General features: G+C 64.8%; 15 protein-coding genes. 8 read left to right on the top strand and 7 right to left on the bottom strand.

All coding sequences use genetic code 11. From position 1 onward, the window contains the following. Positions 1-33: 33 nt before the first annotated feature. The 5 genes from sdhC (at position 34) to ACZY0Q_RS11820 (ending at position 4,453) form a co-directional block, all read left to right on the top strand. On the top strand, positions 34-414 hold the full coding sequence (gene sdhC, locus ACZY0Q_RS11840) for a succinate dehydrogenase, cytochrome b556 subunit (RefSeq protein ID WP_082576094.1): 381 nt from the start codon (positions 34-36) through the stop codon (positions 412-414). A gap of 3 nt (positions 415-417) precedes the next feature. Further along, positions 418-894, top strand: coding sequence for a succinate dehydrogenase hydrophobic membrane anchor subunit (locus ACZY0Q_RS11835; protein ID WP_463917059.1), 477 nt, complete (start codon positions 418-420; stop codon positions 892-894). Between the two features lie 104 nt (positions 895-998). After that, positions 999-2,798: a succinate dehydrogenase flavoprotein subunit gene (sdhA, locus tag ACZY0Q_RS11830; protein ID WP_463917057.1), complete on the top strand. Its 1,800-nt coding sequence runs from the start codon at positions 999-1,001 to the stop codon at positions 2,796-2,798. A 1-nt stretch (position 2,799) separates the two neighbouring features. Continuing rightward, positions 2,800-3,582, top strand: coding sequence for a succinate dehydrogenase iron-sulfur subunit (locus ACZY0Q_RS11825; protein ID WP_463917055.1), 783 nt, complete (start codon positions 2,800-2,802; stop codon positions 3,580-3,582). Between the two features lie 100 nt (positions 3,583-3,682). After that, complete coding sequence (locus ACZY0Q_RS11820; protein ID WP_463917054.1) at positions 3,683-4,453, top strand: alpha/beta hydrolase family protein; 771 nt, start codon at positions 3,683-3,685, stop codon at positions 4,451-4,453. Here the strand turns inward: ACZY0Q_RS11820 and ACZY0Q_RS11815 are convergent. From ACZY0Q_RS11815 to glyA, 7 genes are all read right to left on the bottom strand, one after another. After that, positions 4,410-5,492, bottom strand: coding sequence for a YihY/virulence factor BrkB family protein (locus tag ACZY0Q_RS11815; protein WP_463917052.1), 1,083 nt, complete (start codon positions 5,490-5,492; stop codon positions 4,410-4,412). The two genes, ACZY0Q_RS11820 and ACZY0Q_RS11815, sit on opposite strands and share 44 nt — an antisense overlap. A 37-nt stretch (positions 5,493-5,529) precedes the next feature. Next, positions 5,530-6,147 carry a 2'-5' RNA ligase family protein gene (locus tag ACZY0Q_RS11810; RefSeq protein WP_463917050.1) on the bottom strand — a complete coding sequence of 206 codons (618 nt, stop codon included), beginning with the start codon at positions 6,145-6,147 and terminating at the stop codon, positions 5,530-5,532. A 4-nt stretch (positions 6,148-6,151) separates the two neighbouring features. Continuing rightward, positions 6,152-7,195, bottom strand: coding sequence for a tryptophan--tRNA ligase (gene trpS, locus ACZY0Q_RS11805; RefSeq protein WP_463917049.1), 1,044 nt, complete (start codon positions 7,193-7,195; stop codon positions 6,152-6,154). 20 nt (positions 7,196-7,215) lie between these two features. Then, positions 7,216-8,049, bottom strand: a complete 834-nt coding sequence (locus tag ACZY0Q_RS11800; protein ID WP_463917046.1) for an exodeoxyribonuclease III — start codon at positions 8,047-8,049, stop codon at positions 7,216-7,218. A 10-nt stretch (positions 8,050-8,059) separates the two neighbouring features. Next, a complete protein-coding gene (locus ACZY0Q_RS11795; protein WP_463917043.1) occupies positions 8,060-8,623 on the bottom strand; it encodes a hypothetical protein in 564 nt (187 codons plus the stop codon). A gap of 148 nt (positions 8,624-8,771) precedes the next feature. After that, positions 8,772-9,668, bottom strand: a complete 897-nt coding sequence (locus ACZY0Q_RS11790; protein ID WP_463917040.1) for a bifunctional methylenetetrahydrofolate dehydrogenase/methenyltetrahydrofolate cyclohydrolase — start codon at positions 9,666-9,668, stop codon at positions 8,772-8,774. 150 nt (positions 9,669-9,818) lie between these two features. Further along, a complete protein-coding gene (gene glyA / locus ACZY0Q_RS11785) occupies positions 9,819-11,117 on the bottom strand; it encodes a serine hydroxymethyltransferase (RefSeq protein ID WP_463917037.1) in 1,299 nt (432 codons plus the stop codon). A gap of 257 nt (positions 11,118-11,374) precedes the next feature. Here glyA and purU point away from each other — a divergent pair, with 257 nt between their 5' ends. Genes purU through ACZY0Q_RS11770 form a run of 3 tightly spaced genes read left to right on the top strand, consistent with a single transcriptional unit; the run spans position 11,375 to position 13,522 of the window. Next, positions 11,375-12,235, top strand: a complete 861-nt coding sequence (gene purU, locus ACZY0Q_RS11780) for a formyltetrahydrofolate deformylase (RefSeq protein WP_463917034.1) — start codon at positions 11,375-11,377, stop codon at positions 12,233-12,235. 57 nt (positions 12,236-12,292) lie between these two features. Continuing rightward, positions 12,293-12,976, top strand: coding sequence for a class I SAM-dependent methyltransferase (locus tag ACZY0Q_RS11775; protein ID WP_463917031.1), 684 nt, complete (start codon positions 12,293-12,295; stop codon positions 12,974-12,976). A gap of 27 nt (positions 12,977-13,003) precedes the next feature. Further along, entirely contained in the window at positions 13,004-13,522 is a 519-nt protein-coding gene (locus ACZY0Q_RS11770) for a gamma carbonic anhydrase family protein (protein ID WP_463917029.1), read from the top strand. Positions 13,523-13,540: the final 18 nt, after the last annotated feature.

Below are 13,540 nucleotides of genomic sequence, written 5' to 3'. Positions count from 1 at the left end.
GCCAGCGCCGCTGTGTTGCAGGGAGGTTTATCAGTGCCGACAAAACCAGCTGGCACCTTGTACCGCGGCCGTGAAGGCATGTGGTCCTGGGTAGGACACCGGATTACCGGTGTAGTGATCTTTTTCTTCTTGTTGGTCCATGTGCTGGACACCTCATTGGTGCGTGTGTCCCCGGAGGCCTACACGGCTGTCATCGGTGCCTACAAGAACCCCCTTATGGCCCTGGGTGAAACGGGCCTGGTTGCCGCGATTGTTTTCCACGCCTTTAACGGCCTGCGGATCATCGCCGTCGACTTCTGGAAGAAGGGCGCCAAGTACCAGCGCCAGATGCTGTGGACCGTCCTGGCCCTGTGGGTAGTTGTGATGGTCGGCTTCTCCATCCGCCACCTTTCCCTCGCACTTGGAGGTCACTAAGCCATGACTGCAACTATCGAAAACCCGCGGAGCGGGAAAACCAGCAGCGGCAAGATCTCCCCCCAGTACCGCCGGACCGGCAGCAGCAGGGGCAACTTTGAAATGCTGGCGTGGCTGTTTATGCGCCTGTCCGGCATTGTGTTGGTGGTGCTCATCTTTGGCCACCTCTTTGTGAACCTCCTGGTGGGCGAAGGCATCCACGCCATCGACTTCGGCTTCGTCGCCGGCAAGTGGGCTGACCCGTTCTGGCAGGTCTGGGACCTCGCCATGCTGTGGCTGGCCATGCTGCACGGCACCAACGGCGTACGCACCATCATCAACGACTACGCCGAGAAGGATTCAACCCGTCTCTGGCTCAAGATCGTCCTTTACGCGGCCACCACAGTGATCATCGTCCTTGGCACCCTGGTGATCTTCACCTTCAACCCCTGCCCCGTGGTTGACGGAGTTCCGCTGCCCGGCGGCTTCTGCCCCGCGTAGCCAGTTCGTCCGCTGCCCGCGGTGAGCCGCAGGCTGTATTTTGCGGTGCAGGCAACGCCCGCCCGTTGTTTTATAGCGAATTTTGAGAGAAAGAGCGCCCAAGTATGCAGGTCCATAAGTACGACGTCGTCATCGTCGGTGCCGGTGGCGCTGGCATGCGCGCCGCGATCGAGTCCGGTCAGCGCGCGCGAACAGCAGTACTGACCAAGCTCTACCCCACCCGCTCGCACACCGGTGCTGCGCAGGGTGGCATGTGTGCTGCCCTTGCCAATGTCGAAGAAGACAACTGGGAATGGCACACGTTCGACACCATCAAAGGCGGCGACTACCTGGTAGACCAGGACGCCGCCGAGGTCATGGCGAAGGAAGCCATCGACGCCGTGCTTGACCTGGAAAAGATGGGCCTGCCGTTCAACCGCACGCCCGAAGGCCGGATCGATCAGCGCCGCTTCGGTGGCCACACCCGCGACCACGGCAAGGCGCCCGTCCGCCGTGCTTGCTACGCAGCAGACCGCACCGGCCACATGATCCTGCAGACGCTGTACCAGAACTGCGTCAAGCACAACGTGGAGTTCTACAACGAGTACTACGTCCTTGACCTCCTGACGGTCGAGGAAGACGCCGTCCGCGAGGACGGCACCCCTTACAAGCAGAAGCGTGTTGCCGGCGTTGTGTCCTACGACCTCGCCTCCGGTGAGCTGCACGTGTTCCAGGCCAAGTCCGTGATCTTCGCTTCGGGCGGCGCCGGCAAGGTCTTCAAGACCACCTCCAACGCCCACACCCTGACCGGTGACGGCATGGGCATCGCATTCCGCAAGGGCATCCCGCTGGAAGACATGGAGTTCTTCCAGTTCCACCCGACAGGCCTCGCCGGCCTGGGCATCCTGCTGTCCGAAGCCGCCCGCGGCGAGGGCGCGATCCTGCGCAACTCCGAGGGTGAGCGCTTTATGGAGCGCTACGCCCCCACCATCAAGGACCTGGCACCGCGCGACATCGTGGCCCGCTCCATGGCCAACGAAGTCCGTGAAGGCCGCGGCTGCGGCCCGAACAAGGACTACGTCCTCCTGGACCTGACCCACCTGGAGCCGGCTCACATCGATGCCAAGCTCCCGGACATCACCGAGTTCGCCCGAACCTACCTGGGTGTGGAACCGTACACGGAGCCGGTTCCGGTGTTCCCCACGGCGCACTACGCCATGGGCGGCATCCCCACCAACATCACCACCGAAGTCCTGCAGGACAACGACACCGTCATCCCGGGCCTTTACGCCGCCGGCGAGGTTGCCTGCGTTTCGGTCCACGGCTCCAACCGCCTGGGCACCAACTCACTGCTGGACATCAACGTGTTCGGCAAGCGCGCCGGCATCGCCGCAGCGGAGTACGCCAAGACTGCTGACTTCGTGGACCTTCCGGAGGACCCGGAGGCCTATACCATCGAGCTGCTGGATATTGCCCGCAACGGCAACGGCGACGAGAAGGTGGCGGTAATCCGCAAGGAACTCCAGGACACCATGGACGCCAACATGCAGGTGTTCCGGACGGCTGACACGCTGAACCAGGTCCTGAGGGACATCGAGTCCTTCGAGGCGCGGTACAAGAAGATCAGCGTCCAGGACAAGGGCAAGCGCTTCAACCTGGACCTGCTCGAGGCCGTTGAGCTGGGCTTCCTGCTGGAACTGGCCAAGGTCATGACCGTGGCTGCACTGCACCGTGAGGAATCCCGCGGCGGACACTTCCGCGAGGACTTCCCGGAACGCGACGACGAAAAATTCATGAAGCACTCCATGGCATATAAGGATGACCACGCCCCGGCCGACGGCTCGGCAGAGGCAATCGCCGGCATCCGTCTGGGCACCAAACCGGTTGTCTTTACCCGCTACGAGCCGATGGTGAGGAAGTACTAAGATGACCGCTGAACTTGCTGAGCCAGCCTCCAAGATCGAACTGCCCGCACACATCGGAGGCGGCGGAGAGATCCCCACGTTCGACGTCACCCTGCGCGTTCGCCGTTACAACCCTGAGGTGTCCGAGGACGCCAGCTGGGATGACTTCAAGGTGACCATGTACGGCACCGACCGTGTGCTGGACGCCCTGCACAAGGTCAAATGGGAAATTGACGGCAGCGTTTCGTTCCGCCGTTCCTGCGCCCACGGTGTCTGCGGTTCCGATGCCATGCGCATCAACGGCCGCAACCGCCTTGCCTGCAAGACGCTCCTGAAGGACTTGGACACCACCAAGCCCATCACCGTTGAGCCCATCAAGGGCCTGCCGGTGGAGAAGGACCTGATTGTGGACATGGAGCCGTTCTTCCAGTCCTTCCGCGAAGTCATGCCGTTCCTGATCAACAAGGGCCACGAGCCCACCAAGGAACGACTGCAGTCCGCCGAGGACCGTGAACGCTTCGACGACACCACCAAGTGCATCCTCTGCGCGGCGTGCACGTCCTCCTGCCCGGTGTTCTGGACCGACGGCCAGTACTTCGGACCGGCCGCAATCGTTAACGCCCACCGCTTCATCTTCGATTCCCGTGATGACGCCGGCGACATGCGCCTGGAAATCCTGAACGACAAGGAAGGCGTGTGGCGTTGCCGCACCACCTTCAACTGCTCCGAAGCATGCCCCCGCGGCATCCAGGTGACCCAGGCAATTGCCGAAGTCAAGCAGGCAATTCTCTCCCGTAAGATCTAAATTCCGCCAAGCCTAAGCAACGCGGGGTCACTCCGCGCCCAATAAACCCTTGTTATTGGGCCGGAAGTGACCCCGCGTTGCTTTAACTGGAAGGTGAGCGATGTCCCGCTCCGAAAAAGTCAGCTTCGAAGGATCCACCGGCGAGCTCCTGTCCGGCATCGTCGACGTCCCGGAGGGGCCGGTGCGGGGCTGGGGTGTGTTCTCGCACGGCTTCACCCTGGGCAAGGACAGCCCCGCGGCGTCCCGGATGTGCAAGGCGCTGGCTGACACCGGCATCGGGATGCTCCGTTTCGACAACCTGGGGTTGGGCGAGTCCGCCGGCTTTTGGTCGGAGGGTTCCTTCAGCCACAAGGTGGCTGACACCGTTGTTGCCGCCGAGTTCATGCGCAACCAGGGAAGGGCCATCTCCCTGCTGGTAGGCCATTCCTTCGGTGGAGCGGCGGTACTCTCGGCCGCCCGCCAGATCCCGGAGCTCGACGCCGTCGCAACAGTTGGGGCCCCGTTCTCCCCCAAGCACGTGGCCCACGTCTTTGACGCCGCACTGGATAAGATCCTCAGCGAGGGCAGCGCGGAAGTGGACCTCGGCGGGAAACGCGTGGAGATCCGGAAACACTTTGTGGAGGACCTGGAGAACGCGGACCTCACTGACTGCATCCGTCAGCTGCACAAGCCGCTGATGGTGCTCCACTCCCCCACGGACAACACCGTGGGCATCGAGAACGCCAGCACCATTTTCCAGACGGCGCGCCATCCGCGGAACTTCGTCTCCCTCGAGGGCAGCGACCATCTGCTGACCGGCAAGGGCCAGGCCGCCCGGGCGGCCAGGATTATTTCTGCCTGGGCAGACCAGTACCTCGACGCCGGGAAGTAGCAGCCGCACTGCCTGGGTGCCCCGCACCGGGGCGCTTCCCGTCACTGTGACCCTCCACGGGTACCTTGCCTGGCTGGACCCGCCGGGAGCCCCACAGGGCTTTGTCGTGGCCAGCAGGCGCGTGCCTGAGGTCCGCTTCTCTGATGGTGGACCAGCCGGCGGACACCAGGTAGACCTGGCTAACCAGGTTGAACCAGATCAGCAGCCCGATGATGATGGCGAACGGTGCCAGGAGGGGGTTCCGTCCCGCACCGGCGAGCAGTTCGGTGCTGAACACCTGCAGGACCGTGGTGCCCACGGCGGCAAGGATGGTCCCCTCCAGAAGGGCCCGCCTGGATAGCTTGAGGCCACCGGCCAGCCGGAACATAATGACCGCCGTGACCCAGTTGAGCGTGAGCGGCACCCCGATCTTGATCAGGGTGGTCAGCGGACCTGCCACCACCGGATCCAGCTGCAGGAAGTCCGTGACCCAGCCGGCCGCCGTGCCGAACACCAAGGACGCTCCGGCGCTGATCACCAGGGCCACTCCCAGGAGCAGGAGCGTGCCGGCGTCGCGCAGTTTGAGGACAATCGGATTGATCTTCAGGGGCGGCAGCTGCACTACGCCGCGCAGGCCGTCGCGGAGCCCGGCGATCCAGCCCAGTGACGTGATGACCGTAACCACGGCCGCAACCACGGCCGTCCAGCCGAGGCCGTCCGGGTTCAGGAGGTCCTTCGGATCAACGAGGCCTTCTCCCCCGCCCACCTTCAGCAGTCCGGGCGCGCTCTGGGCCACGCTGCCGATAATGGTGTCCAGCAGTGCAGGCTGGCCGCGCAGCACCAGGCCGGCAACGGAGAAACCCGTGGCCAGCAGGCCCGTGATGGAGAAGAACATGTTGAAGCCGATGCCGGCGCTCATCAAGGGGCCATGCTGGAGGTTGTAGTGCTGGAAGGCGCGCATCGGCCGGAAGGCATTAAGCCGGGCAAGCAGCCACTGGAGCATCGCGAGCAAGCTGGCCACCGGGCCGCCGTCGGACCTTCTGGCTTTGCCCCACTCCATCCGTTTCTGGATGACGGCGAGCGACAGGTGCGCCTGATCAGTGGGGAGCGGTGGCTCCGTTTGCGTCGGCGTCCGCGGCTGTGTTGGCGTCCTCGGCGAAGGACCCGCCGTCGTCGTCAGTTTCGGTCCCAAAGTCCAACTCTTCCCGTAGCTGCCAAATGCCGTCGGCATCGTGCTCGTAGAGTCCCATGCTAACCACCGGGAAGGTCGCCCGGTAACTTTCAAGCACCGTTTCGGCTTCGTCCAGGCTTTCGGGCGCAACATCGTGGGCGATGGTGACATGCGGGTGGTACGAGAACGGCAGGTCGCGTTGCAGCGGGCCCGTCTGGAGTTTTTCGTGGAGCTCCACGCAGGAGTCGAATCCGTCCTCCACCTTGATGTAGACCACCGGCGATACCGGGCGGAACGTTCCGGTGCCGGCAATAGTGACCATAAACGGGGCCTGCCGGCGCGCCACCTCGCGGACGTGCGCCTCAGTGGCTGCCCAGTCCTGGGTAGGAGTGGTGGTGACCAGCGTGATGTGCGCCGGCACCACTCCCGCCATGGGGTCCCCGAAGGAGGCCCGCCACCGTTGAAGTTCCTTGGCGATGGCAGGGGGAAAGCCCAGAATGACGCCTACGCTCATTCCTTCGCTGACATTGCTGGCGGCCGACATCGAGCTAGCGGACTCCTGCAAGGCTGAGGGACGGCAGGAAGCCCATGCGCTCATAGACCTGGCCAAGGGTCACAGCGGCGATTTCCCTGGCCCGCTCAGCGCCTTGGGCCAGCAGCCGGTCCAGCTCGGCCGGGTCAGCCATCAGTTCATTGGTGCGGTTCCGCAGCGGCGTGATGAAGTCCACTACGACCTCCGCAAGGTCCACTTTCAGGTGGCCGTACATCTTGCCCTCGTACGCCGCCTCCAGCTCAGCCACGGACTTCCCGGTGAGCGTGGAGTAGATGGTGAGGAGGTTGGAGACCCCGGGCTTGGCTTCGGCATCGAATCGGACCTCGGATCCGGTGTCGGTGACCGCGGACTTGATGCGCTTCGCCGCGAGCTTGGGGTCCTCCAGCAGCTGGATGGAACCGTTGGCCGACTCGCCCGTCTTGGACATCTTGGCGCTGGGATTCTGCAGGTCGTAGATCTTGGCGCTGGCCTTGAGGATGGTGGCTTCCGGCACCGTGAAGGTGTGGCCGAAGCGGGTGTTGAAGCGCTGGGCCAGGTTCCGGGTGAGCTCCAGGTGCTGCCGCTGGTCCTCCCCCACGGGCACGAGGTCCGTCTGGTACAGCAGGATGTCCGCGGCCATAAGCGTGGGGTAGGCGAACAGGCCAAGCGTTGCGGCGTCCGCGCCCGACTTCTGGGATTTGTCCTTGAACTGGGTCATCCGTGACGCCTCGCCGAAGCCGGTGATGCAGTTCAGGGCCCAGGCCAGCTGGGCGTGCTCGGGGACGTGGGACTGCACAAAGAAGATGCTTTTGTCCGGGTCGATGCCGGCGGCAATGTACTGCGCGGCAACCACCCGGGTGCGCTTGGCGAGCTCGGCGGGATCGAAGTCCACGGTAACGGCGTGCAGGTCCGGGATGAAGAAGACGGCATCATATTCGGCCTGCATGTCCACCCAATTGCGGACAGCGCCAATGTAGTTGCCCAGGTGCAGGGAGTCGGCAGTGGGTTTGGCACCGGAGAGGATGCGTTTTTTGGTCACCGGGGAAGTCGGGCTAGTCATGGGGGAAGAACCTTCGGGGCTTAGAGCCGGTAGTCCACTACCAGCGGGGCATGGTCAGAGAAGCGGGTGTCCCACGAGGGCGCCCGGTCAACCACTGCCGAAAACGCGGCGGCGGCGAGGGCCGGAGTGGCCAGGTGGTAGTCGATGCGCCAACCGGTGTCGTTGTCGAACGCCTGGCCACGCTGCGACCACCAGGTGTAGGGGCCGTCGACGTCGCCCGCCAAGCCACGGTGAACATCCATCCAGCCGATGTCCTCGCCGAAGAAGCGGTCAAAATAGGCACGCTCGTCAGGCAGGAAGCCAGCCTTTTTGACGTTGCCCTTCCAGTTCCGGATGTCCCGCTCGGTGTGGCCCACGTTCAGGTCACCCACCACGAGGGCGTGGTCGCTGTGCTTGGTCAGTTCCGGCAGACGGGTGCTCATGGCATCCAGGAACCGGTACTTGTCCACCTGCTTCTGCGTGCCCACTTCACCGGAATGCACGTAGGCGCTGGCAACCGTCAGCTGCGTGGGGTTCCCCGCGGCGTCGGCCACTCTGAAATCAGCCTCAACCCAGCGGCCGGCGGTGGCGAAGTAGTCATCGCCGATGCCGTTGCGGATGTCCAGCGGCTCTTCACGGGACGCAATGGCGACGCCGGCGCGGCCTTTGGCCTCGGCTTCGGCGTGCAGGATGTGCCAGCCATCACCGAGCAGCTGGCGCACGATAGCGTCGGGCGCCCGGACTTCCTGGAGGCAGAGAATGTCCACCTCGCGGGGCTCCAGCCATGCCGCCATACCGTTCTTGTAGGCAGCCCGGAGGCCGTTGACGTTGACTGATGCGATGCGAAGGTGGTCCTTCTTCAATGCCGAGATCACCCGCACTACTCTAGTCGATGATGGTTCCACTGACCGGGTCGCCGGTGCCGCCGCCGGCTCGGATCATGTCGCGGGCGTTGGTGGCTGTGATCTCTATGGTCTCCAGCGCGCGGCGGATCGTATCCTGGTCCGCTGCCTCACCCTTGGCGCGCTCCTTCTCCACCACCTGGATCTGCACCTGGACGATCTTGAACGAGTGGTCCAGCTTGAGATCGCGGACCTCGTCCGCTTCGGTGCGTTCGTACACCACTCGGGTGCCGCCGTGGTCGGCAGAGGACGACGACGGCGCACGGCCGGCTGCGCTGTTGAAGGCGTTCTGGGCTTCCGTCAGCTTAGCGCCGGCTTTTTTGGCGGCCTTCTGGATGCTGAACACCACAAAGGCCGCGAGGGCCAGCCAGAAGGCGGCGATGACCGCCACAACCCAGCCCACGACGTCGTTCTGGTTGGCCGCGAAGATCACGGCAACCAGGAAGGCGATGACAAAAACCATCATTCCCGGGCCGCTGATCCGGAGCATGGAGAAGCCGCTCTTGGACCGGCCGGACGGGGATTGAGGATTACCCAGTGATTGCATGGGTCCATTGTCTCAAACGCCGCGGCGCACCAAGGCACCTTCTTCCGCCGGCGAACATCACGCCCTGCCGTTAAGGCCCGACGGCGGCCCGCGCCTCCCGTAGGAAGGTGCGCGCCGCCGTCGGACGTTACTTGTTCTGCGCCCGGGACTAGGCGAGGCCCGCCTGGCGTTCGGCGGCTTCGACCACGTTGGTCATCAGGAGCGCCACCGTCATGGGGCCAACGCCGCCGGGGTTCGGGGAAATCCAGCCGGCCACCTCCGCCGCGGCGGGGTCGATGTCGCCGTGGACCTTGCTCTTGCCCGTGGCAGGGTCGGTCTCACGCGTGACACCGACGTCGAGCAGTGCAGCGCCAGGCTTCACGTCCGAGGCCTTGACGATATGCTTCACGCCGGCCGCGCCCACGATCACGTCGGCCTGCCGGAGCAGCTCCGACAGGTTGGTGGTGCCGGTGTGGGTCAGGGTCACGGTGGCGTTGATCTCGCGGCGGGTGAGCAGCAGGCCAATGGACCGGCCGATCGTGACGCCACGTCCAACCACCACCACGTGTTTGCCTTTGAGGTCATAGCCGTTGCGCAGCAACAGCTCAATGACACCCCGCGGTGTGCAGGGCAGGGGCGTGTCGATGGGGCCGTTGACGTTGAGCACGAGACGGCCGAGGTTGGTCGGGTGCAGGCCGTCAGCGTCCTTGGCGGGGTCGATCCGCTCGAGGATGGCGTCCGTGTCAATGTGTTTGGGCAGCGGCAACTGCACAATGTATCCGTGGCAGTCGGGATCCGCATTGAGTTCGTCAATGAGGGCCTCAACCTCGGCCTGGCTGGCGTCCCCGGGTAGTTCACGCTGGATCGAATTCATCCCGATCGCCACCGACTGCTTGTGCTTCATCGACACGTACAGCTGCGAGGCCGGGTCCGCACCCACGAGCACTGTCGCGATGCCGGGAACGATGCCGCGGGCCTTTAGGGCCGCCACCCGTTCGGTCAGTTCTGCCTTGATGGCTGCGGCGGTGGCCCTGCCGTCAAGGATCTGTGCGGTGGACTGTGTCATTCCATCTGCTCTTTCTGGTGGTGAGCGGTATTGGTGGGCTCATGCCGACGGGATCCGCCGCCGTTTGTGCGGCAGCGGATCCCGTCGGCTGTTCCGGATCAGTTTCCGGGTGCCCTGTCAGTGCGGCGACTTAGGCGTGAGGCCCGCGGTTCACCACTGTTCGTGCTGCGGGTACAGCGGGAAATCGGCGGCGAGCTTGTCCACGCGGGACTGAAGGGCGTCCACGTCCGTGGCGGAGCCGGCCTTCAGTGCGGTGGCGATGATCTCGGCCACCTCGGTGAACTCCTCGGCACCGAAGCCGCGGGTGGCCAGGGCCGGGGTGCCGATGCGCAGGCCGGAGGTGACCATCGGCGGGCGCGGGTCAAACGGAACCGCGTTGCGGTTCACGGTGATGCCCACTGAGTGCAGGAGGTCCTCGGCCTGCTGGCCGTCCAGCTGCGAGTTGCGCAGGTCCACCAGGACCAGGTGCACGTCCGTGCCGCCGGTCAGGACGGAGACGCCGGCTTCGGCGACGTCGGCCTGGTTGAGGCGGTCAGCAATGATCTTGGCGCCTTCGAGGACGCGCTCCTGGCGCTCCTTGAACTCCTCGGTGCCGGCGATCTTGAAGGCCACGGCCTTGGCCGCGATGACGTGCATCAGCGGGCCGCCCTGCTGGCCCGGGAACACGTTGGAGTTGATCTTCTTGGCCCACTCCTGCTTGGCCAGGATGACACCGGAGCGGGGTCCGGCGAGGGTCTTGTGCACGGTGGAGGTGACGACGTCGGAGTACGGCACCGGGCTCGGGTGCAGGCCTGCAGCCACCAGTCCGGCGAAGTGTGCCATGTCGGTCCAGAGCAGCGCGCCCACTTCATCGGCGATGGAGCGGAAGGCTGCGAAGTCCAGGTGGCGCGGGTAGGCGGACCAGCCGGCGATGATGACCTGGGGCTTCTCGGCGATGGCCTGCTCGCGCAGCTTATCCATGTCAACGCGGAAGTTGTCCTGCTCCACCTGGTAGGCAGCCACGTTGTAGAGCTTGCCGGAGAAGTTGAGCTTCATGCCGTGGGTCAGGTGGCCGCCGTGGGCCAGTGAGAGGCCCAGGATTTTGTCACCGGGGGTGATCATGGCGGACAGTGCTGCGGCGTTCGCCTGTGCACCGGAGTGCGGCTGGACGTTAGCGTACTCGGCACCGAACAGTGCCTTGACGCGGTCGATGGCCAGCTGCTCGGCGATGTCCACATATTCGCAGCCGCCGTAGTAACGGCGGCCCGGGTAACCCTCGGCGTACTTGTTGGTCAGGACCGAGCCCTGGGCTTCCATCACGGCGCGCGGGGCGAAGTTTTCAGAGGCGATCATTTCCAGGGTGCCGCGCTGGCGGCCAAGTTCCTGGCTGAGGACTGCTGCGATTTCGGGATCGAGCTCGGCCAGCGACTGGTTGCTGACGGCGGATGTTGTGGTGGCGGTAGTAGTCACGAAAAACTCCTGGCTAGGGATACGGGCACTGCTAAGGTCAGGCTACCGGCTGGCGCACATCACCGCCCCTTGATGACAGGGCGTGAAAATGAACCACATCCTTGAAAGGTGCAGCTCCGGTAAGACATGACCCTCGGCCCAGGCGTACGATCCGTGGTCTTCGTGATTGCCACTCCCTGGTGGTTAGCCACCCAACGCCAGTTGCGACCCCACCAGACTACCAAACGCGGGCGTACCGCGCGGGTAGGCTTGTAGGCGTGACTGAAGAACAGCTGAACCGAGCCTACGTATTGACCCTGTCCTGCCCGGACCGCCCCGGAATTGTCCACGCGGTGGCCGGAGCACTCCTGGTGGCGGGCTGTAATATTTTGGACTCGCAGCAGTACGGCAGCCCCGCAACCGGCAACTTTTTTATGCGGGTGGAAGCGACGACGACGGCTTCCCGTGCCGAAGTCCAGGCGGCCCTTGAGCCGGTGGCCCACTCCTTCGGCATGCAGTGGAGCCTCAACCCTGTGGGCCAGAAAGTGCGCACGCTGCTGATGGCCAGCACGTCCGCGCACTGCCTCAACGACATACTGTTCCAGCAGCGTTCCGGCACCCTGCCAATCGAGATCCCCGCAATCGTTTCCAATCACCGCGACCTTGCCGGGCTGGCCGAGTTTTACGGCATACCGTTTCACCACCTCCCGGTCACCCCGGACACCAAGGCCCAGGCCGAGGACAAGCTGCGCGCCCTTATGGCCGAGCATGATGTCGAGCTGACCGTCCTGGCCCGCTACATGCAGATCATTTCGGATGGCCTGTGCGCGGAGCTCGCCGGCAAGGCCATCAACATCCACCATTCGTTCCTGCCGTCCTTTAAAGGCGCCAAGCCGTACCATCAGGCCCACGCCCGCGGTGTTAAGCTGATCGGCGCGACGGCGCACTACGTCACCGCCGCCCTGGACGAAGGGCCCATCATCGAGCAGGAAGTCATTCGCGTGGACCACGCCCGCACCCCTGAGCAGTTCGTGCAGATGGGCCGGGACGTGGAGGGCCGCACTTTGACGCAGGCCGTCCAATGGCATGCCGAGCACCGGGTGCTGCTGGACGGCAACCGGACAGTGGTCTTCAACTGACAGTCGCTTACCTGAGGCGCTTACCTGAGGCGCTTCAACTTACGGACGGGGACCAGCATGGACGCAGCATCTGAGGTTGGACCGGAGGAACCCGGCAACGAGCAGCGCCTCGCCGAGTTCTACAACCGCCGTGCGGCGTCCGGCTGGGATCATCCCCTTGCACCGCGGCGGGTGGCTGAGCGCGATCGGTTCATCAGCCTGCTGAAATCCGAAGGCCGCCACGGCGTCCTGGAGGTCGGCACTGGTGCCGGCCTGGACGGCCTGAAGTTTGTCCAGGCGGGCATCCACTACACCGGAGTTGATCTCGCCGAGGAGCAGGTCCGGCAGGCCCGGTCCAGGGGGCTTGACGTCTCGGTCGCGAGCGCCCGGAGGCTGCCTTTCGCCGATGGCGCGTTTCCTGCGGCCTGGTCCATGAGTACGCTGTTGCACATCCCCGCAGCTGATATCGACGGCGTGCTGCGCGAACTGGTGCGCGTCACGGCACCCAACGCACCCATCGCCGTCGGCCTCTGGTCCGGTGACGACGAAGAAGTGCTGAACCCGGAGGACGACGTTGTACCCCGGCGGTTCTTCAGCCGGCGCAGCGACGACACAGTGCGGCAGGTCTTCGGACGGCACGGCGTGATTGAGGATTTTGTCACCTGGCCTGAAGGCACGGGCGAGGAATCCGGCCCGGGCGCCGGCAACTGGACGCAGCACTACCAGTTCCTGGTCCTCCGCACCCCCGGGCCAACTAACTAGCGGGGGCGGATGTCCTAGGCTTGGCCCATGGCTCCCCTTTACGATTTCGCCGGCAATACACCGGCTGTCCACGATTCCGCCTTTATTGCCCCCACCGCATCGATCATCGGTAACGCCACGCTCGCTGAGAATTCGAGCGCGTTCTACGGCGTCTCCGTCCGCGCTGACACCGCCGCGATCACGGTGGGTTCCGGCAGCAACCTGCAGGACAACGTGGTGCTGCACGCGGACCCGGGCTTCCCCTGCACGGTCGGGGCAGGGGTCAGCGTGGGGCATGCCGCCGTCGTCCACGGCTGCACCGTGGAGGACGACTGCCTGATCGGCATGGGCGCCACCGTCCTGAACGGCGCGGTGATCGGCTCCGGCTCGCTCGTGGCGGCCGGCGCCGTCGTCCTGGAGGGCACGGTGGTGCCGCCCCGGTCACTCGTGGCCGGCGTCCCCGCGAAAGTGCGGCGGGAACTCACCGACGAGGAATTCGACGGCGTGAAGCAGAACGCCGCCCGCTACGTCGAACTGGCCCGCGCGCACCGGGAACTGCACGGCTAGTCCCCACCCGCCCCTAAC

The sequence above is a fragment of the Pseudarthrobacter lactosi genome, from assembly GCF_055412785.1.
The sequence above is the reverse complement of the archived record's forward strand: the minus strand, read 5'-3'. Positions and strand labels throughout refer to the sequence as shown.